Raw genomic sequence first — 20,543 nt, forward strand, 5'->3', positions numbered from 1 at the left:
GGCATATTACCAGCCATGGCTAAACCAGAATCCTGTACAGGCGGCTACCCAGGAGCAGATGGACCGATTTTGAAAAACTCTGTATCAATTTTCTTTACAGATAAACTTTGTTCATAGATTTATGGTATAATCAGTTTAAGCGCTTGAATAAGGCTGAGAAGAAGGGGTGCAAAATCCTGAATGGTCTTGGTTATGTCCAGTTCCAGAGGGCTGCTCAGATCGAATTATGGACCGGACAGAAGGCTCCACTGGATGTGATGCGAAAAGAATTAAAGGAGATTATCCGGGAAGAAAATGAGAAGGCGCAGACGGAATGATTTTGTAATTCCGTCACTTCATGGGAGATAAATGTTATAGTGATATGACACTCGACAACATGGGCTGGACCGGACCGCATTACGATGATTACACCAGTGTTGCTTATTGGTATCAGACCCTGCCGTCCGCACCGCTGATGCCCCTGCCGACAGGTGCAGAGATGTGTATGAGATAATAGAACCATATTGGAGATGTCAGATAGATTGGTTTTAACCGTGCGACACGTCGCACCGGTTATATCGGACTGACATCAGAGATTTGCCAGAAAGGATAGAGGTATTATGTTACTGGAAGAGAAGTTTTTGGAATTTCATCGTTATGTCAGCAGCCACAATCTGCCGCTGGAAGCTATCAGTGTCGGAGATGAGAACAAGGTACTCTGTGAGATGCACTACGCAGCAAATGCACCGAGAAATATTTATTCACATACCAAGAGTTTTACGGTAACAGCAGTTGGACTCGCAATGGAAGAGGGAAAACTAAGCCTGGAAGATCATGTGGCGGAAGTGTTTAAAGATAAACTTCCTTCAAATCCGGATCCAAATCTGGAGAAGATTCAGTTGAAACATCTGCTCTGCATGTCCAGTGGCTTTGGTAAGGCACTTCTGATGAATGGGGACAGACGTCCGGGCGTCGGCGCACCGGATTATGAGAAATATATGATGGCACAGCCGGTTCCTGTGGAGCCAGGCAGTGCATTCTGCTATTCCTCTGCCGACAGTATTCTGGCTGCTCATATGGTAGAACGGGCCGTTGGCAAGCGGATGGGAGAGTATCTGTATGAGAAGGTATTCCAGCCTCTTGATATGGGATGGCCGCTCTGGGAGCATGATCCACAGGGACATCCGAATGGCGGCGGAGGTATGTATCTGACTTGTACCGAGATGATGAAACTGGGACAGCTCTATCTGGCTGAGGGTAACTGGAAGGGCGAGCAGATTGTCAGCAGGGACTGGGTGCAGGAGGTGTCCACCCCGAAATTTACCTTTGAGCCATCTGCAGATCTCTGGCATGTAGGATATGGCTATCAGTTCTGGATCAGTCCATATCCAGGATCCTATCGTGCTGATGGCGCATTCGGACAGATTACAACGATTCTCCCAGAGAAGGGATTGGTTGTTTCCATCCAATGTCCGGAGCGAGGTGATTTCGATCAGGTGAAACGTGCGCTGCATGAACATTTTCTGATGGAATTGTAAGAATAGACTTGCAACAATATGCTATAATTTGCCCAGAAACCGTACTTTCGGCTGAAAAGGCTTAAAATCAAGGCTTTTAGGGAATGTTAAGCCACATATCACAAATGATGGTGCAAAGACTTAACAAACAGCTTAAGGGAGAAGGAGATGTGGATAATCTGGATATTTTGGGCAATACAACAGAATATGCAATCCAGGCAACGAAACAAGCACTTTATAATTTGGATCACCCGGTAGTATACACTCCCAAAAGTATAGAGGTTCAGCAAGCTTGTATTAAAGAACGGGAATTTTATGTCGCGTTTTTGGAAAAGTTAGAAAAGTTATAATCTTTTAGGCTGTTTGCAAGAAAAGTAAAAAAGAGAAAATCCTCTTGGACTGGATAAAAATTCAGTTCAAGAGGGTTTTTATATTCAAGGTAAGCGTTAGCAAATGGAGATACAATAATTTCAATTATTGATTTCTGTCAATATTGACTTTACACTAGGCAATATTGCCGAAGGCATGTGGTTATTATCCTTTCAAATCTTCTGAATAATGCTATTGAAGCGTGTGGGACATGTGAGGATAAAAAGGTAATTAAGTTCAAGTTTGTAAAAGAAGATGACATGATAATCGTTGCGGTTAAGAATACCTTTAATTATGATAATATATATGAGAATGGTGAGATAAAGTCTACGAAAACATCAGACGTAGATGAACATGGTATAGGAATTAAGAACGTGATAAAAATCATTGAGAAATATGGCGGCTCATATGTCATTGAAGATAAGAATAAAGAATTCTATTTTTCCATTATTATTCCTGCATGAAAGCAATGAAGAAGAAGGTTGTCTAGGCATTACTATTGCCGTTTTCTGCAAAAAAAGGTCCACTTTCTGCAAGGGTAATTGACTTTTAACCATATTTTGCTATTATAAGGGGAGATAAATATTTCAGATTGGGTAAGAATCTGAATCAGAGAGATACCATCGCTGTCCGCAAGATGGTAGGAGGTTATCTGAAACTGATGTACCCAGATGGAAAGTTCTCCAAGGAAGAACTGGAAGAGGTTTTTCGTATCTCTTTGGAGATGAGACGAAGAGTCAAGGAGCGGTTGAAGAAACTCGGAGGTATGGAATTCTATGATGTGAATTTCTCATACATAGATTTGGAAGATATGTCCGAGCATTATGTTTCTGTACCAGAACAAGGTGGTGGTAAGCTGATACCAGAAGGTGTCTGCAACCCAGGACAGATTTATACTGTATCACATGGCAAGTCTGGAATGATTAGTGTGTTCCGCTTGGAATCACAGATGTTGCCAGGAAATGGAAAGTTTGAGCGTACTGGCATCGGTACGGATAGGGATGCCAAGGAAGCATCCAATACTGCATTTAATTTCTTAAAGGCAAATGGCAGTAGAATCAGTGGTAGTATCAGTACAACCATGAAGGATTATATTATCAACTACCAGGATTTACAGGGTACTGGAATGACAAGCACCCTTGCACTTCCTACATTGATTGCATTATGTTCCATCGCACTTGGAAGACCGGCACTAGGTTCATTGGTAGTGCTTGGAGAAATCAGTATTAGCGGAACGATGATAAAGGTTGAGGAGTTGGCCAATGCACTGCAGGTATGTTTGGATAGTGGTGCAAAGAGAGTGTTGATTCCTGCAACTTCTATGGTAGACTTTGCAACTGTGCCACCAGATTTGATGAGTGCATTTCAGCTGATTCCATATCAGAGTGCAGAGGATGCTGTATTCAAGGCATTGGGGGGGGTGGAGTAAACCATGGCAAATAAAAAAGATAACGATAGTAAAGTTGAGTTTCTGAAAGTTGTATATTTTGATGAGGATGCCGCTCAAGATTATATTGATATTACAAACGGTGGTCGTCTTGATTGGACAACAGAAGAAAACAAAGAAAAGATAGCAAAAATAATAGCAGAGATAGATGCAAAAGCACAAGGAGGATTCAATCTTTTTAATGTAATTAAGGCAGCACTATCTGGTGAAATTAAAGCTGATGCACAAGGAAGTCTCTCAAATATTGTTGGAAGCACATTGAAAAATACGCTTTTGACAGATTATATTTCTGCGGCAAGTGGTGATTCAGACGTAAAGAAATTTGGAGTTGGTGGTGTCTATGCACCAGCCAATTCCATTGCCCTATATAGAATGTACAGTTCATATTTAAATATTGTACCTAAAGACCAACTGCCAATAGATATGGAAAAATTAAATGATGCCATTCTGGGTGAGCGTGGATATTATGCCATGTTATTACTGGATGAAAAAGAACCTAAAAATGTGTTGCGATTTAATATCGCAGGATTTAAAAATCGATATCATCTAGCGGATCTTGCGAAAATGAACCTTGTCTATTATGGAGTTAAAGTTGGAACATGCACAAAGGAACAGCTCTCCATTGAAAATGAATTTACGGTCACTACAAGTACGATGCAAGAAACTATTTCTGTAGATGAAATTATTAATGGTTCTAGTCAGGAAAAGACTTCGAGCAAAGAACTCAATGTATATGATATTGTATTGGCAGGTGTAATACGTGAATAAGGTTAAGATTTATTACGGGAGCAAAAAATGGTTCGACAAAAATCGTCCTTCAACTTATAGAAACTTAACGGAAGTAGTAAATGAATTAGATGAGCAAAAGCGCAAAAATATAATGTTTATTGCTAATATGCCAAAGGATAATGAGTCCGACAAGATGGTAGAGGATATCACCAAGAAACCATCTGCTGACATTCTTGTTGCAGATGAAGGCGAATATAGTGGTGTTCAAGAGCATGTTATCATGAATTTTGCTAATTTTTTAGGAGAGATTGATGTTAATACCCTGATTTTACAAAATCCGCCAAAGCAGATTCGAAATCAGCTTGAAATTCTCTATCCTAAAGAAAAGAACATTATTAAGATAGAATATGAAAAATACAATCATATAACACCTAGAAAACTTAAGGAGTTTAATCAATTATATGATGAACATATAGTTGGACAGAATGTTGTAAAGAAGGAATTATTGCCATTGCTTTATTCTAGGACGATTTCTGCTAATCGTAACAAACCGTTGGTTTTGTTATTCTGTGGCAAGCCAGGGATTGGTAAGACGGAGACTGCTAAATATTTAGCAGAGTTAATAGGTGGAAAATTGTTCAGACAACAGTTCTCTATGTTCCAAAATAACCAATTTTCAAATTATTTGTTTGGTGGAAACCATCATGAAAAGAGTTTTGCAAAAGATTTACTAGGACGTGAGTCGGATGTGATTTTATTGGATGAGTTTGATAAGGCCAATCCAATATTTCATAGCGCATTTTATCAGTTATTTGATGATGGAATATACGAGGATACTAACTACTATCTTGAATTAAAAAATGTAATCATAATTTGCACGACAAACTATACATCTCGTGAGGAAATTATAAAGAATCTAGGCGAAGCCATCTTCAATAGATTTAATGCAGTTATTTATTTTGAAGAATTGTCCATTGAGTCTAAGGTACATATATGTGATTTAGTTGTGGAGGAGATAGGTAAAAAATATAAAATTACCGTTGATTCCGAAATAATTGAAAGATTACATGCAAAAATGGAACTATTGGAGAGTGTTCGTGAAATCAGAAACCTAATAGAGAAAGTGTTTGCAACTATTGCTTTTGAAAATTCATTATTAGGAAAGTAAAGAAAGCAGGTCTGTACAAATAGAAGGAAGGTGATCAGGTGAAATTTTTTGACTATGATAAAAATGCAAGTAATGTTGAATACTATGAGATATTAGAAGATTTAATGGAACGCTGGGAGCATGAAATCGTAGAGTTAAAAGAGGCAAAAGGCGGATATGATGCAGATAAAATTGGATGTTATTTTTCTGAAATCAGCAATGAGGCGAATCTTAGAAATCAGCAGTATGATTGGCTCGTATTTGGCGTAAGTGAAAAAGATAAAATAAAACATGTTGTTGGGACTGCTTATAAGAAGGTGAGTGGTTTCGTGTAGCTGGTGAACTGATTGAGGACGACAGAGTAGAAGCAAGACAGTCTATGCTTGATGCATATCCTTCTTTACAGAAAATGTATTCGGCAGATGATGGCAATACAGAGGCATTCTATTTTAGAAACGCTACAGCAACATTTTCATCATTTCCGCATGATCCGGAAGTTGTGAAATTCTAATGACTAAGGCTGAATGGTATAAACAGCTTTTTGAACATCTTGAAGCCTCGAGGTTTAGGAGAAGTTTTCATTTGAAGCAAAAGAATATTGATTACATCAATGTAAAGGGGTTGGATGTGATAAGGCAACACGCACAGGATTTTATAGCAAAGCGTGAAGCTCCGGCATTTATTCCGAATGATGGCAAGCAAACACCAACCCAAGGGTGCACGATGTCCAGTGGACATCGGCTTTGCACCGACCGAAGCGGAGCGTAGACCATCCGGTATTTATAGCACAACATGCAACAGCAACTTGCTGTCGGGAGTGTATCAGAAAATGGCATAAAATGCAGCTGGGCAGGAAATTAAGTCAGGTGCAACAGGATTATCTTGTGGATGTGATTATGACTTGGATACAGAAAGAACTTGAGAGTGAATGAAGTAATTTGTGCAGACCGTCTGCACAAATTGGATTAGGATTTGATAATATGCAAATATTTGTAGATGCGGATGCATGTCCGGTGGTGGACATTGTTGAGACGATTGCTGAAAAATATAATATTCCCACTACATTGCTGTGCGATACCAATCATGTGCTGTGTTCCGATTACTGTGAAGTGATTGTGGTTGGTGCAGGGGCAGATGCTGTTGACTATAAGCTGATAAGCATTTGTCACAGAGGAGATATTGTTGTATCTCAGGACTATGGTGTTGCCGCAATGGCTCTTGGTAAAGGTGCATATGCAATTCATCAGTCTGGCAAATGGTACACAGATGAGAATATCGACCGCATGTTGATGGAGGGGCATTTGAACAAGAAAGCAAGACGGGGGTCTTCAAAGAATCATATTAAGGGACCAAAGAAGCGGACGAATGAAGATGATGAGAGATTTGCACAGTCATTTGAGAAGCTTGTGCTGATGGCACAGGCGAGAGAAGGTGAGCAAGATGGGACTGTTTAAGAAGAAAAGCGTGTTGCAGTCTTATGACAAGGAAAATAAGAAGCCTGTAATCAAAGCCAGCATTTGTAGTGGCGAGCAGGTTGCAGGATTTAAGGATATACATACAGGTAAGATAGAAGAGGTTATGCTGATAAAGAGTTCAGCAGATCTTGAAAAATTTAAGTCTATGTATGGAATAGATGAAGAAATAGCAAAGGAGAATTTAATTCTGTTGCTCAGGTCAATGGCGGTCTGGACAATATGATCAACTGGGATGGCAAAGATAAAGATTTACTTGCACTCATTAAATATATTGCTGATGAGGACAAGTTGGAAAAAGTACTTGAGAATCCGCAGGTAATCAAAACTCCGGTTGTAAGGAATGGAAAGCAGTCTATACTTGGATATCAGCCGGATGTCTGGAAAGGATGGAGTTAATGATAAAGAAAATAGTAAAAGATCCATTATTTCTTGCACAGAAATCTGTGGATGCGACAGATGCAGATAAACAGCTGGTAACAGATTTGCTTGATACGCTATGCGCTAATGAGACAGAGGAAGGATGCCTGTCGTTAGAAGGCGTTCGTTCATGCACCAGATACCAGGAGATAGAGGTGGATTATCTTGACCAGAGCTTTAAAAAGCAGCATGGGAAATATTCCGGCTGGATGGCACAGATAATTCAGCATGAGATTGATCATTGTAATGGTATTGTGATATAGAACAGGAGTATCTAATGGGAAACGAATCGGGCACATGGGTTATGTATGGTGTGGATTGGTACGATCCGGAGTGCATACATACTGTGGAAGAAGCAACAGAACATATTAACAAAATAGGTTTCTTGCCTTTATTCAAGAATGACATACCAGGGTTTTCGTTGGAAGAGCGGACGGTTCCTGAATATTGGTGGTGTGATGATGTTGACAAAGATCCATGGATTTGGAGAACTGTAATTGCAAGAGGCAAAGATATAGTATATGGCAAATTTTTTGACAAGAAAGCTGGATTTATTTCAAAGAAATGGCTTCCTGTATTTGCTAATTATCGTAGGGATGGTTATGATATTGATGCTTCTGATAAAGCTGCAGCAGGATGGAAAAAGGTATAGTACAGTAAAAACAGTGCGTGGCGTATTGAGACCAGCCTTTCAAATGGCTGTGGACGATGATGTGCTTCATAAAAATCCATTTGGCTTTGAACTTGCCGGGGTGGTGGTAAATGACAGTGTTACCAGAGAAGCGTTAACGCGAGAACAAATGCGTAAGTTTTTAAAGTTTGTCCATGACGATAATGTATACTGCAAATAATATGAAGTGGTATATATACTTTTCCATACCGGTATGCGAATTTCAGAATTTTGCGGCCTTACGATTAAAGATATCGATTTGGAAAACAGGATTGTGAATATAGACCATCAGCTTCAACGCTTATCCGATATGACCTTAGTGATTGAGCCGACAAAGACATCTGCCGGCACAAGGAAACTGCCGATAACAGAGGATGTTGCGAAATGCTTCCAGGCAATCATTGAGGATAGGGAGAAACCAAAGGTAGAAAAGGTGGTGGATGGATATACCGGTTTCCTGTTTGTGGATGACAAAGGCCTGCCACTGGTGGCAATGCACTGGGAACATCGGTTTAATCATATGGTGAAGCGATATAATGATATCTATCGAGTTCAGATGCCGAATATTACGCTGCATATTTGCCGCCACACGTATTGCAGTAATATGGCGAAATCTGGAATGAACCCGAAGACGCTGCAGTACCTTATGGGGCATAGTGATATAGGGGTTACGCTTAACACTTATACGCATTTGGACCTTGAGGATGCAGAGGACGAATTGAAGCGGCTGGAAGACCTGCAGAATGCCAGAAAGGAATTGGAACGGACGCAAGGGGAGAAGCCGGTGTCGCAGAGGATGTTTAAGGCAATTTGATGAGAAATCAAGTTGCTGTATCTGTGATTTTGTAGTAAAATAAAAAATAGCAGAGTTGCCAGAAACAATATTATATTTGGAACCAAGCCAGGCGATTGTGCTTGGCTTATTTTATGTGGATAGAAAGAGGGTATTTATATGTGGTATGTGTGGTTTTTTGATGGAATAGGTTCAACTATTGTGTCACTTATTGCAGGTGCAATAATAGGTGGTTTTACGGGGTATAAAATAGGAATTCATAAAAAAATAAAATTAATTCAGAAGGCTGGAAATTCATCAGAACAAAATCAAACAATTGAACTAAATGGTGAGTCAGATGATACAAATACATCTTATAACGTAAATGTAAATATGGAACAGAAAGCAAAAAACAATGCAAAGCAAACGCAGATTGGTGGTGTTAGAAATGGAAGAAGTTAATCAGTTACAAAAGGCGGGTAAAGATTCACAACAGATACAAATTGGCAATGTTATTATTAATAGTGCAGGAATAACTGAAGAAAGAGCAAGAGCTGTATTTAATGAAATGATACCCCAGGCACTAGCAAATTATACGGAGGAAGCACAAAAGATAGCAACAGAGAGAGTTAATAAACTTGAAGAAAGAATTATGCCTCAAATCAATCAAGTCGAGGGATTGTTGCCGGCGTTTGCAGATCCGGCATTTCAGGTTTTACTCAGAAAAGCACAGCAGAAGGCTGCAATTACAGAACGAGAAAATGATTATGATTTGTTGACAGAGTTGTTAGTATGTCATGTTCAAAAAGGTAATGATAGAAAAAATCGTGCTGGAATAGTAAAGGCTGTAGATATTATTGACACAATAGATAATGATGCGTTGTGCGCACTGACAATAGCTTTTGTTCTTGACAATTTTTGGCCAGTCACAGGTAATGCAAAAGAAGGTATAGAGGTTTTAAGTCAAATGTATAATGCTCTTATTTATGAATCATTACCAAGTAATTTGGACTGGTTGGATCATCTTGATATATTGGGCGTTATCAGAATTACACCATTTTCTCAAATGAATAAGATAGAAGATATTTTTACAAGAAGATTTGATGGATGTGTGTCTGTTGGAATAAAGAAAGGAACAGAAGAATATGAAAGTGCATTACAGATAATACAAAGTATTGGATTAAATAAAAATATTTTAGTTGACAATATTTTTTTGGATGATTATGTGCGTTTAGAGATTGGAAATCTTGATGATATTAATAGTTTATCTATATTTAATAATCTAGGTACACGATCAATAAATCAAAGAGAGATAGAAGCATTAAGGGACGTAATAAATTTATATGAGAAGAACGTTGATTTACAGAATAAAGTGAAAGAAAGATTTATGAATTTGATTGATGAACATGAACCACTAAAAACATTGCAGGAATGGTGGAATTCTATTAGTGGTGCGTTCTCTATTACAGGAGTAGGAAAAATAATTGCATATATTAATGCAAAACGATGCATTCCCGAATTACCAGATATTCTTGAGTAGTAACCCCACCCACTTTTTACTCCGTTTTTACTACTTTTGCTGTACACATCTTGCAATATTTTGCTAAGTTTTGCATTTTATGTACAGAAATGACCGATACATAAAGAAGAATTAACACCATGCAAATCGCTGCAGATGGCAGCAGGTCAGCGCATTTTGAGAGGAGAAAAAATTATGATTCGTGTACTTTTCATCTGCCACGGCAATATCTGCCGCAGCACAATGGCGCAGTTCGTCCTACAGGACCTTGTAAACTGTGCCGGATACACAGATAATTTTTACATTGATTCCATGGCGACAAGCACAGAGGAGATTGGCAATGGGCCGCACCACGGAACGGTCGCAAAGTTACGACAGGTTGGAGTCCCTGTTTTGGAACATTATGCCAAGCAGGTACGAAAAAGTGATTACCGCAACTTTGATCATATCATCGGAATGGATCAATGGAACTACCGCAATATGATGCGGATTTTTGGGAAGGATCCGGAGCAGAAGGTGTCTCTTTTGTTGGACTTCACAGATCGTCCCGGTGAGATTGCGGACCCATGGTATACGGGCAATTTTGATGAAACGTATCGAGATGTGTTGGATGGGTGTGAAGGATTTTTGGCATATTTACGGGAGCAGGGAAAGTTATAAGACAGGGAAAGCTATAAGACAGGGAAAGTTATAAGATGGGAAGTATAGAAAAGAGGTAAAGATGTTTGAATTTATACATGGACTCGGCAAAAATAAGGAGTTAGAGACGATAGTGCAGGAGATTGACTCGAATATTGCCAATAATTACAAGGATGCAGCGCAGGAGGCGTTTGTTCTTTTGGAACAGAAGTTTCAAGAGTTGTCGGACAAGGGACGATTAAAGGACAAACAGATTGCAGAGTATCAACACAAAATCGCCGCCTATCAAGAAACTTTGCGCGGATTTTCGCACAAAGACCAGAAACCATATTGGCATTCCTAAAAATGATTTCTGGTCCTGGCATATTTTTTGGGGTAGCGTGCTCCGATTTTAGGAAAATACATTAGAAATTGTCGAAAAATATTTTAATGAATTTGCTGGAATTCCCACATATATAGCATTTTTCTTGCTTTTTGAGAATTTTTATGATACAATTGATAATGCTTGCGTTTGATGAACAGAAATCGATGTTATAAGGGCGCAAGTTTTTTTTTGTCAAAAAGATTCTAGTGTTAAAATCGTTCTATTTGGTCTGGATTTGCCTGACAGGCTTTTTTACGACTTTGACGCTTTGGTCTTAGAATTTAAGGAGGTTTATTTATCATGGAAGAGAACAATTCTTTCAAACCCTACGTAAGTGCAGATAAGGTATTGCCGGAATTTACGCCGTCATCGATCATTATCGGTGTGCTGCTGGCAATTGTCTTTGGAGCGGCCAATGCTTACTTAGGGCTTCGTGTAGGTATGACGGTTTCAGCGTCTATTCCTGCAGCAGTTATTGGCATGGGGGTGTATAAGCTGATCGGACGTTTTTCCACAAAGAAGGACGATACGATCTTGGAAAGCAACATGGTGCAGACGATCGGTTCTGCCGGTGAGTCTTTGGCAGCCGGTGCGATTTTTACGATGCCGGCATTGTTTTTGTGGGCAGCTGAAGGTAAGGCACAGATGCCTGGTATTGTGGAGATTGCTTTAATTGCAATGATCGGCGGTCTGTTAGGCATTTGTTTTATGGTGCCGTTGCGCAAGGCATTGATCGTAAAAGAGCATGGAACCCTTCCGTATCCGGAGGGAACAGCGTGTGCAGAGGTTTTGCTTGCCGGACAGGAAGGCGGCGCTAATGCAGCAGTTGTGTTTATTGGAATGGGTGTTTCTGCTTTGATCAAGTTTATCGTGGACGGTTTCAAGGTTGTTTCTAATGTCGCAACATTGACGATCAATAAGATTCACGGAGAGATCAGTACAGAGGTTTATCCGGCATTGATCAGTGTAGGTTACATTTGTGGCTTTAAGATTGCTTCTTATATGTTTGCGGGTGCCATTCTTGGCTGGCTGGTGTTGATCCCGGCGATCTATTTGTTTGGCGCACATACGGTACTGTACCCTGCAACAGTTTCTATCGCAGAAGTATGGAAAACAGCCGGAGCGTCTGGAATTTGGTCAAATTATATCCGTTATATCGGCGCAGGTGCCGTTGCAGCCGGTGGAATTATCAGTTTGATCAAATCATTGCCATTGATCTGCCGTACCTTTGCCGAAGCGATGAAAGGTATCTTCAATAAAGAAAAGATCGGCAAAGAGGAGCGTACGAACCGTGATCTGAATATTGGTGTAGTACTTGGAATGCTTGCTATTTTGATCATTTTGATCGCAGCACTTCCGGTTATTCCGATTGGTATTTTGGGTGCTGTCATCATTGTTATCTTTGGATTCTTTTTTGCTACGGTTTCCTCTCGTATGGTTGGATTGGTCGGCAGCAGTAACAACCCGGTATCCGGAATGGCGATCGCAACATTGTTGATCACCAGCTTGATCCTTAAAGCAACGGGTAATACCAGTGCCTCAGGAATGATCGCAGCAATTGCAATCGGTTCTGTAATCTGTATCGTTGCAGCAATGGCTGGTGATATGTCACAGGATTTGAAAACAGGATATATTCTTGGTGCAACTCCGGTGAAGCAGCAGTACGGTGAGTTGATCGGTGCGGTTGTTTCAGCAGTAACGATCGGTTTTGTACTTTACTTGTTGAATAGTGCGTGGGGATTTGGTACGGCTGAGCTTGCTGCACCACAGGCAACTTTGATGAAGATGATCGTTGAAGGTGTTATGGGCGGAAATCTTCCTTGGACGCTTGTATTTATCGGTGTGTTTATTGCAATTATGATCGAGTTATTATCTATCCCGGTTCTGCCGTTTGCCATTGGTTTGTATTTACCGATCGAACTTTCTGCTTGCATTATGGTAGGTGGCGTACTTCGTCTGATCTTAGAGAAGGTTTATGACGGCAAAGCGAACAAAGATAAAGTTATCAATAACGGTGTACTTTGCTGCTCCGGTATGATCGCGGGTGAAGGACTGGTTGGTATTTTGCTTGCTGTTCTTGCTGTAGTAACGATTAAGGGTAAGACGGTTGCCAGCTTAGTGGATCTTTCTGGTGTCCTTAATTTGGGACAAGCAGGTGGCCTTGCAGTCATGGCAGTGATCATTTTGGTTGTCCTGAAGTTTACTATCTGGAGTAAAGAAGCAAAGGTAGAAAAATAGTGAAGAAAGACAATAATTTGTTGGATTATGTTCCGCGTATTCCGGAAAAACTGAACTGGACGGAAGACGATGAGCATCGGGTGACGGTGGATGTCGAGAACAAGGGTGTGTTTAACCGCATTGCCCAGAAATGTTTTGGGTGTCCGGTAGTCAGCCACATTGCCTTGGAACAGTTCGGGAGTTTCATTTGGAAACAAATAGATGGTGTGCATACGATTTATGATATTGCTCTGTTAGTGAAGGAGGAGTTCGGCGAGGATGCCGAGCCGTTATATGACAGATTGCTGGCGTATTTCCGTACACTGCAGGGGCATGGATTTGTGACATTGACACCATCAGACAAAGATACGAAAAGGGAAGCATCGAAATAGATGCTTCCTTTTTTCGTTCCTCAATAGGAAACTGCTGTTGTGTAGCGTGACAAAAGCAAAGTGCTGGCCTTGCGTTTGTTCTTGAAAGAGACCACAAAATATTGTAAAATATAAGTTCAAAGAGATATTTGCGTCGGCGCATGGGACGCAGAAGAATGCCGGGAGAGGTCCGTGCAAGCAAATACTACAAAACACATGATTTCCAGCGCAGAAATGAGGAGATATGAAGGATATTAAGAATACGATTTTGCAGAAATTCAGGGAAGTATATGGCGAAGGAGAGGCACACGCATTTTTTGCACCGGGTCGTGTAAATTTGATCGGTGAACATACAGATTATAACGGTGGCCATGTATTTCCGTGCGCATTGACGATAGGTACTTATGCTGTGGCTCGCAAGAGAAACGACAGAAAGTTACGCTTTTTCTCGATGAATTTTGAACATCTTGGTATCATTACTTCCAGTCTGGATGATCTGAAACCATGCAGGGAAGCCGGATGGACGAATTATCCGAAGGGAATCTTTTGGGCGTTAGGACAGAGAGGCTATGAGATCAATGAGGGTATTGACCTTCTGCTGTTTGGTAATATCCCGAACGGTTCAGGATTGTCTTCTTCTGCATCTGTAGAGGTGGTTACCGGCTATATTTTGAGCGAATTGTTTGGACTTGGTATTTCAAATCAGGATTTGGCGCTGATCGGACAGTTTTCGGAGAATAAATTTAACGGTGTAAATTGTGGGATCATGGACCAGTTTGCAATCGCAATGGGCAAAAAGGATCATGCGATCTTTTTGGATACGGCAGATCTTTCTTATGAATATGCTCCGGTTCAACTGGACGGTGCGAAGATTGTGATCGCATGCAGTAATAAAAAGCGTGGACTGGGTGATTCGAAGTACAATGAACGCCGTGAGGAGTGTGAGACGGCACTGGCAGAGATTCAAAAGGAGATGCCGATCCAGACGCTCGGCGATCTGACGGAGGAGCAGTTTGAACAGGTGAAGTCAGCGATCAAGGATGATGTCAGACGCAAGAGAGCAAAGCATGCTGTTTATGAGAATCAGCGTACGATCAAGGCAGTGAAAGCGTTGCAGGAAAATAACATTGAACTGTTCGGACAATTGATGAACGCTTCTCACGTATCTTTGCGTGATGATTATGAGGTGACAGGAAAAGAGTTAGATACGCTTGTGGAACAGGCTTGGAAAGTAGATGGTGTCATCGGATCTCGTATGACCGGAGCAGGATTTGGCGGATGTACGGTGAGTATTGTGAAAGATGAGGCGGTTGATGCATTTATTGAACAGGTAGGCAAGGCGTATAAGGATAAGATCGGATATGCGGCAGATTTTTATGTCGTTGAGATTGGATCCGGTCCATGTCATTTATAGGATGAGACTTTCAAAAAGAAACTCTGGTGCAGAAAGGGAGGGATACGAATGAGCGATATTAAGACAGCAAAGACAACGGAGCAGATGGGTTTAGATGAACAGGACTTAAGACGCTTACTTAATATGTCCGAATGTGCGATGTTTGTGGCAAAGCCGGGATCGCAGATTGAGCTTATGTATGCGAATGAACGCTTTTATTCATTAATGCAGTGCACAAGAGAAGAGTTTTCAGAAATATATCATGGAAGTGTTATGGAAATGATCCTACCGGAAGACCGTCAAAAGATACGAAATTTGATCGCCAGACAGACGGCTGTGGGGGGCAAGATTCAGTTAGAACACCGTGCGCGGCGCAAAGATGGAGCAGTGATCTGGGTGTCTGTTTCAGCGCATTCGGCAGATATGAAAGGGCAGAGGGTCTATTTTGCCTCATGTTTGGACATCACACAGTCGAGACGCAATCTGTTAGAAGCGTATGAGGCAAAACGAGATGCAGAGCTGATCTCCAATAGTATTCCGGGTGGTGTGATCAAGCTGCGCATGACAGATTTTAAGCTGTTATATGCAAATGATGGATTTTATCGACTGGCTGGATATTCCAAGGAAGAATATCAGATTAATTTTGGAGACTATTGTGACCGTGTGTTGCATCCTGCAGATGCGGAAATGGTCAAAAGACAGGTCAAGGCTTCTGTAGAAAATCGTGGTTTGGTCGGTTTTGAGTATCGGATCATCGCTAAAGCAGGAGATGTCTGCTGGTCTTATGTCAATGGATGTCGTATTGATGATGATAACGGAGAACCGGTATATCTATGTATCATTATGGATATTACGAAGCGCAAACAGTTGGAAAAGCAGTTTGAGGAAGTTGCTGAGCGTTCGGACATTATTGCTAAATTTATGCGTGAGACGACTTGGACCTATGATATTGCGACGCGTGTACTTAGTCGTGGCGGCAATTTAGATGAAACATATTCTAACGAGAGTATTTTAGAGGGGCAGTTTAACGAAAGTCAGTTAGGAGAATTTTTACACCCGGATGACGTGGAGCGTTTTCGTCAGGCGCTTAAGAGGCGTGAAGAGGAACTGGGCGGTCATCGCGGTGTTTATCGCATGAAGGACAACCATGGAGAATATCGTCATATGGAAGTGGCGAGTGTCTCGGTGGGAGATGGTGTGAGTGATAAGCCGGTGAAAGTATATGGGATCACTCGTGTGCTTGATAATGCACTGGCAGATTCTGCGGAAGCAGAGATCGCGGCAGCATCGAACAACACGAAACTCAGTACGAAATTAATGCGGATCGCTAAGTCTAGTCAGGCAAAGTTTGAAGATACTTTGACGGGAATGATTCCGTATGCAAAGTTTTTGGACAAGGCAAGAGAAATGTTGGCAGAACGAACGGATGACAAGCGCTATGCGTTGATGTGCGCTGATATTGATGAATTTCGCAAGTTTAGTCATCATTATGGCTTTTCCATTAGTAATGAAATCCTGTTGAAATTTTCCAGGGTGCTTCAAAAGTTTGTGGAGCGAGGTGGCCTGTGCGCCAGAGTAGACGGAGATTATTTTGTTGCTATTTTCCCGTACAAGGATCATAAGACCCTGCTAAAAAAATTGTCTCGAATGATGCACTATCAGGATGAGATTACGAATGGGGAGAACCAGATCGGTTTTGATACAACGAATGGCTTGTATCTGGTTGAGCCGACGGACAATGAGCTTGGTGATATGTTGGAGAAAGCGGATCTTGCACGAAGAAGTATCAAAGGGATCAAGGGTAACCATTATGCGATTTATACCGATGATCTTCAGCAAGAACGTTTCCGAGAGGAACGAATCATTCAGGAAATACTCGATGCTATGGAAAAGCAGACAGTTGAAATATGCTATTTGCCGCGTATTCAGGGAGATAAAGAGAACGTTGTAGGCTGTACGGCGGTTGCACGGATTCAGATGCAGGATGGACAGTATTTAGAAACGGATGGCATTTTGCATTATATCGAACGTGGAGGAAGGTTGGATAAATTTTCTTATTTCCTGTTGAATCAGGTGTGCTGCAGCTTCGGCGCCAGAAAGGCAAAGGGGTTGAAAACGGTTCCGCTTGCTATTCAAATGACGGCAAGTCAGTTGTCGGCACGAAATGCCTTGTCCATGATCGAAAATATTGTGGAAGTGCAAAATAAAATGGATCCGTCGGACTTGATCATAGAAGTGCACGAACGTTATTTTGCGGATATGACCAGTGCGCTGCAGGTGGCATTGGAGCAGCTTTGCAAGAGAGGATATCAGATCGTGATCAGTCGATTTGCATCTCATCACACGGCATTGCATTCTCTGCGCACAATCCCGGTCAAAGGGATCAAGTTCCATGCAGAGTGTTTTACGGGTGGCAAGAATGGCGAGCGTGAGAAGACGATCCTTAAAAACATTGTTATCATGGCAAAAGAGCTTGGGATGACCGTTTATTGTGGTGGCATCCACACCAAGCTTCAAGAGGAATACGCACGCGAAATTGGCTGCGATATGTTGGAAGGTGAGATCTTCTATGGAGCAATGCGTAATAATGTGTTTGAAAAGTGCTTCCTACAGTAGTAGAAGACACCTGCCGGATGCAGTGGCAGATTAAAAAATGCCCTGCGAGTCTTGACACATCAGGGGAAATGACGGTATATTTTTGGGTGGGCTATATTGAAACGTACTTTCGAAATTTATCGTTTAGAAGATTCCGAGAGCACATTGTACAGAAATGGAGGAAAGCAGAACAATGAAAGAGCAGTTACGTAAATTTGGAACATTGATCCTGATCTTGGCGTTGTGTTTAACTTCGATAGGAACAACAAAGGTGCAGGCAGCGTCTAAACCATCCAGACCGAGTGTGTCTTTGGTGAAACGGTCTAAGACACAGGCAAAGATTAAGATAAAGAAGAGAGGCAAAGCAACCGGGTATCAGATTGCAGTCAAGACGTCCAAAAAGGCGAGATACCGTATTGTCATGCCGACAAAGAAGCGCACGGTTGTGCTTCGCAAGCTTAAAGCATCGAAAGTGTATTATGTGAAGGTGCGTGCATTCCGTACCAAAGGTTATCGCATCGTGCATGGTAAATTTTCAAAGCCAATCAAGATTGGCAAATACAAAAAGACGGTGAAAAAGCCAAAGCCAAAGGCAACAGCAACGCCGGAGCCGACAGTGACACCGGAAGCGACGCAGATACCGGAGCCGACAGTGACGCCGAGTGAAACACCTTCAGATGCGCCTGCACCGTCATCGACGCCGAGTGAAGCACCTTCAGATGCGCCTGCACCGCCAGCGATGGCAGCACAGTAGGACGGGCAGGACTATAGCAGCTTATTCAAGCAGGCTGTCACATTACACTTATCAACAATATACGCATACGAGCTGTGTGCAGAAATGAGGAAATATGTTAGACATTAAATTTTTAAGAGAAAATCCAGATGTGGTAAAGCAAAACATCAAAAACAAATTCCAGGATGACAAGCTTCCGTTGGTAGATGAGGTCATTGCATTAGATGCTGAGGCGCGCAAGACACAGCAGGAAGCAGATGAGCTTCGTGCCTCCCGCAAAAAGATTTCTAAGGAAATCGGCGCTTTGATGGGACAGGGCAAGAAGGAAGAGGCAGAGGCAAAGAAGCAGGAAGTAAACAAAAATGCAGCTCGTCTTGAGGAGCTTGCAGCAAAGGAGAAAGAACTCCAAGCAAAAGTTCGTGAGATCATGCTTGTCATTCCAAATATTATTGATCCAAGTGTTCCGATTGGTAAAGATGACAGCGAAAATGTTGAGATTAAACGCTATGGTGAGCCGGTAGTGCCGGATTATGAGATTCCGTATCATGCACAGATCATGGAGAGTTTTGATGGATTAGACATTGATGCTGCCGGTAAAGTGGCAGGAAATGGTTTCTATTATCTGATGGGTGACATTGCCAGACTGCATTCTGCTGTACTTGCCTATGCAAGAGATTTCATGATCGATCGTGGTTTCACTTACTGCATTCCGCCATACATGATCCGAAGCAATGTCGTGACCGGTGTTATGAGTTTTGCGGAAATGGATGCGATGATGTACAAGATCGAGGGCGAAGATCTGTTCCTGATCGGTACAAGTGAGCATTCTATGATCGGTAAATTTATTGATACGATCACCGATGAAAAGGATCTGCCAAAGACATTGACCAGTTATTCCCCATGCTTCCGTAAGGAAAAGGGCGCTCACGGCATCGAGGAGCGTGGCGTGTATCGAATCCATCAGTTTGAGAAACAGGAAATGATCGTAGTTTGTAAGCCGGAAGAAAGTCCGGTTTGGTTTGATAAGTTGTGGCAGAATACGGTAGATCTGTTCCGTACGCTGGATATTCCGGTCCGTACACTGGAGTGCTGCTCCGGAGATCTTGCAGATCTGAAAGTAAAATCCATCGACGTTGAGGCTTGGTCTCCACGTCAGAAGAAGTATTTTGAGGTAGGAAGCTGCTCCAATTTGGGAGACGCACAGGCAAGACGTTTGCAGATCCGTGTCCGTAAGGAAGACGGCAGCAAATATTTTGCACATACGCTGAATAATACAGTGGTTGCACCACCTCGTATGTTGATCGCCTTTTTGGAGAATAATTTGCAGGAAGACGGAAGCGTACGTATTCCGGAAGCTCTGCGTCCGTATATGGGTGGCAAAGAAGCTCTGGAGGTAAAGAAGAAATAATGGCACGTGGGAGACTTGCGTGAAATAACAGTATAAAAAGACCCTCTTTTGGTAGAAGGTGGACTGTATGTCCGAGCTTCTGATCAAAAGAGGGTCTTTTCGTAGAGAGCAGAATTAACTGATCACTTTTAACATATCATCAATATAGTGTGTATATTTTTCAAATTCTCCGGCGTAGATCGTATGTAACAGATCATCGGTTGCGCGCATTGCATGTGCGATCGTGCCAACGCTCAAAATGCCCTGCTCCATTGCATCAGCAAATTCATCCATGTCCAGTACTTCAACTTGACCATCCGGATATACGACTACGTCAATGAGCAGATCGTTAAAGGTGTAGGTATTCTCTTTCTCATCATAATGCGTCTCTATAATGTCACAATACCAATATACCATTTGTCCGGCATTGTCAAAAACCTTGCTCACCTTAATCCCTTTATCTATAAAATAAGCGGAAACACCACGGGAAATATCGCGTCGTGGTTTCAAAACATTCCAACTGGTAATAATAAGGTTAGGCTCTAAGGCTAAGATCATATCATCTTTTAATTCGATGTTTTCGTCGGGGATAAAGCGACGTCGAAATAATCGTGGTCGGCTCATGAAGCAACTCCTTTCAGCGGCTTATTTTTATTTGATAGCAAAACGCCGGTTTTGCTCTTTTTCTTCTTGTGGAATAATTATAGTCTAGGGAAGTTGGCTTGTAAAGGACTTTCTAGCTTATCGAATTAAATTATTTGCGGGATGATCGGAGGGGAAAAGGAGTTAGCAGATCGCTTGAT

24 protein-coding genes and 4 pseudogenes are annotated in these 20,543 nt (G+C 41.6%); 27 read left to right on the plus strand and 1 reads right to left on the minus strand.

Going from position 1 to position 20,543, the window contains the following annotated elements; translation table 11 throughout:
* Window positions 1-107 precede the first annotated feature (107 nt).
* From ACSAJE_RS10395 to serS, 27 genes and pseudogenes are all read left to right on the plus strand, one after another.
* A complete protein-coding gene (locus ACSAJE_RS10395) occupies window positions 108-317 on the plus strand; it encodes a hypothetical protein (protein ID WP_458009001.1) in 210 nt (69 codons plus the stop codon).
* A gap of 20 nt (window positions 318-337) precedes the next feature.
* Window positions 338-493: a hypothetical protein gene (locus ACSAJE_RS10400; protein ID WP_458009002.1), complete on the plus strand. Its 156-nt coding sequence runs from the start codon at window positions 338-340 to the stop codon at window positions 491-493.
* Between the two features lie 106 nt (window positions 494-599).
* Window positions 600-1,517, plus strand: a complete 918-nt coding sequence (locus tag ACSAJE_RS10405) for a serine hydrolase domain-containing protein (RefSeq protein ID WP_458009003.1) — start codon at window positions 600-602, stop codon at window positions 1,515-1,517.
* Between the two features lie 80 nt (window positions 1,518-1,597).
* Window positions 1,598-1,846, plus strand: a pseudogene (locus tag ACSAJE_RS10410) (hypothetical protein); the annotation flags it as partial.
* 177 nt (window positions 1,847-2,023) lie between these two features.
* Entirely contained in the window at window positions 2,024-2,329 is a 306-nt protein-coding gene (locus ACSAJE_RS10415; RefSeq protein ID WP_458009004.1) for a GHKL domain-containing protein, read from the plus strand.
* A gap of 113 nt (window positions 2,330-2,442) precedes the next feature.
* A pseudogene (locus tag ACSAJE_RS10420) lies at window positions 2,443-3,294 on the plus strand (BREX system Lon protease-like protein BrxL); the annotation flags it as partial.
* Between the two features lie 3 nt (window positions 3,295-3,297).
* On the plus strand, window positions 3,298-4,080 hold the full coding sequence (locus tag ACSAJE_RS10425) for a DUF6414 family protein (RefSeq protein ID WP_458009005.1): 783 nt from the start codon (window positions 3,298-3,300) through the stop codon (window positions 4,078-4,080).
* A complete protein-coding gene (locus ACSAJE_RS10430) occupies window positions 4,073-5,209 on the plus strand; it encodes an AAA family ATPase (RefSeq protein ID WP_458009006.1) in 1,137 nt (378 codons plus the stop codon). The genes ACSAJE_RS10425 and ACSAJE_RS10430 overlap by 8 nt, the downstream gene beginning before the upstream one ends.
* Before the next feature lie 38 nt (window positions 5,210-5,247).
* Window positions 5,248-5,523, plus strand: a complete 276-nt coding sequence (locus ACSAJE_RS10435; protein ID WP_458009007.1) for a hypothetical protein — start codon at window positions 5,248-5,250, stop codon at window positions 5,521-5,523.
* 247 nt (window positions 5,524-5,770) lie between these two features.
* Window positions 5,771-5,956, plus strand: coding sequence for a DUF4186 family protein (locus ACSAJE_RS10440; protein ID WP_458009008.1), 186 nt, complete (start codon window positions 5,771-5,773; stop codon window positions 5,954-5,956).
* Window positions 5,905-6,120, plus strand: a complete 216-nt coding sequence (locus ACSAJE_RS10445) for a DUF4186 family protein (protein ID WP_458009009.1) — start codon at window positions 5,905-5,907, stop codon at window positions 6,118-6,120. The genes ACSAJE_RS10440 and ACSAJE_RS10445 overlap by 52 nt, the downstream gene beginning before the upstream one ends.
* 48 nt (window positions 6,121-6,168) lie before the next feature.
* Window positions 6,169-6,642 (plus strand): YaiI/YqxD family protein, encoded by a 474-nt coding sequence (locus ACSAJE_RS10450; protein ID WP_458009010.1) that lies wholly within the window; start codon window positions 6,169-6,171, stop codon window positions 6,640-6,642.
* On the plus strand, window positions 6,629-6,886 hold the full coding sequence (locus tag ACSAJE_RS10455) for an aspartate dehydrogenase (protein WP_458009011.1): 258 nt from the start codon (window positions 6,629-6,631) through the stop codon (window positions 6,884-6,886). The genes ACSAJE_RS10450 and ACSAJE_RS10455 overlap by 14 nt, the downstream gene beginning before the upstream one ends.
* Window positions 6,832-7,059: pseudogene (locus ACSAJE_RS10460) on the plus strand (arsenate reductase family protein); the annotation flags it as partial. The gene ACSAJE_RS10455 and the pseudogene ACSAJE_RS10460, both read left to right, overlap by 55 nt.
* Window positions 7,059-7,343, plus strand: a complete 285-nt coding sequence (locus ACSAJE_RS10465; RefSeq protein WP_458009012.1) for a peptide deformylase — start codon at window positions 7,059-7,061, stop codon at window positions 7,341-7,343. The pseudogene ACSAJE_RS10460 and the gene ACSAJE_RS10465, both read left to right, overlap by 1 nt.
* A 41-nt stretch (window positions 7,344-7,384) precedes the next feature.
* Window positions 7,385-7,732, plus strand: a complete 348-nt coding sequence (locus ACSAJE_RS10470; protein WP_458010067.1) for an AlkZ-related protein — start codon at window positions 7,385-7,387, stop codon at window positions 7,730-7,732.
* Window positions 7,692-8,564 (plus strand): annotated as a pseudogene (locus ACSAJE_RS10475) (tyrosine-type recombinase/integrase); the annotation flags it as partial. The gene ACSAJE_RS10470 and the pseudogene ACSAJE_RS10475, both read left to right, overlap by 41 nt.
* Window positions 8,565-8,702: 138 nt before the next feature.
* Window positions 8,703-8,984, plus strand: a complete 282-nt coding sequence (locus ACSAJE_RS10480; RefSeq protein ID WP_118004300.1) for a hypothetical protein — start codon at window positions 8,703-8,705, stop codon at window positions 8,982-8,984.
* Complete coding sequence (locus ACSAJE_RS10485) at window positions 8,971-10,062, plus strand: LPO_1073/Vpar_1526 family protein (RefSeq protein ID WP_458009013.1); 1,092 nt, start codon at window positions 8,971-8,973, stop codon at window positions 10,060-10,062. The genes ACSAJE_RS10480 and ACSAJE_RS10485 overlap by 14 nt, the downstream gene beginning before the upstream one ends.
* 174 nt (window positions 10,063-10,236) lie before the next feature.
* Window positions 10,237-10,701, plus strand: a complete 465-nt coding sequence (locus tag ACSAJE_RS10490) for a low molecular weight protein-tyrosine-phosphatase (RefSeq protein WP_458009014.1) — start codon at window positions 10,237-10,239, stop codon at window positions 10,699-10,701.
* Between the two features lie 61 nt (window positions 10,702-10,762).
* A complete protein-coding gene (locus ACSAJE_RS10495) occupies window positions 10,763-11,023 on the plus strand; it encodes a hypothetical protein (protein ID WP_118506972.1) in 261 nt (86 codons plus the stop codon).
* A 321-nt stretch (window positions 11,024-11,344) separates the two neighbouring features.
* Complete coding sequence (locus ACSAJE_RS10500; RefSeq protein WP_458009015.1) at window positions 11,345-13,282, plus strand: OPT family oligopeptide transporter; 1,938 nt, start codon at window positions 11,345-11,347, stop codon at window positions 13,280-13,282.
* Window positions 13,282-13,653 (plus strand): PqqD family protein, encoded by a 372-nt coding sequence (locus tag ACSAJE_RS10505; RefSeq protein ID WP_458009016.1) that lies wholly within the window; start codon window positions 13,282-13,284, stop codon window positions 13,651-13,653. Before ACSAJE_RS10500 ends, ACSAJE_RS10505 begins: the two co-directional genes overlap by 1 nt.
* Before the next feature lie 223 nt (window positions 13,654-13,876).
* The gene (locus ACSAJE_RS10510; RefSeq protein WP_458009017.1) at window positions 13,877-15,046 is read left to right on the plus strand and encodes a galactokinase; all 1,170 of its coding nucleotides are present in this window, start codon (window positions 13,877-13,879) and stop codon (window positions 15,044-15,046) included.
* 48 nt (window positions 15,047-15,094) lie between these two features.
* Window positions 15,095-17,641 carry an EAL domain-containing protein gene (locus ACSAJE_RS10515; RefSeq protein ID WP_458009018.1) on the plus strand — a complete coding sequence of 849 codons (2,547 nt, stop codon included), beginning with the start codon at window positions 15,095-15,097 and terminating at the stop codon, window positions 17,639-17,641.
* 172 nt (window positions 17,642-17,813) lie between these two features.
* Window positions 17,814-18,374, plus strand: coding sequence for a hypothetical protein (locus ACSAJE_RS10520; RefSeq protein ID WP_458009019.1), 561 nt, complete (start codon window positions 17,814-17,816; stop codon window positions 18,372-18,374).
* Between the two features lie 94 nt (window positions 18,375-18,468).
* On the plus strand, window positions 18,469-19,761 hold the full coding sequence (serS, locus tag ACSAJE_RS10525; protein ID WP_022024200.1) for a serine--tRNA ligase: 1,293 nt from the start codon (window positions 18,469-18,471) through the stop codon (window positions 19,759-19,761).
* Between the two features lie 114 nt (window positions 19,762-19,875).
* Here serS and ACSAJE_RS10530 read toward each other — a convergent pair whose 3' ends face one another.
* The gene (locus ACSAJE_RS10530) at window positions 19,876-20,364 is read right to left on the minus strand and encodes a DUF402 domain-containing protein (protein WP_022024201.1); all 489 of its coding nucleotides are present in this window, start codon (window positions 20,362-20,364) and stop codon (window positions 19,876-19,878) included.
* Between the last annotated feature and the right edge of the window lie 179 nt (window positions 20,365-20,543).

The organism is Jutongia sp. SJQ-6 (genome assembly GCF_054161275.1).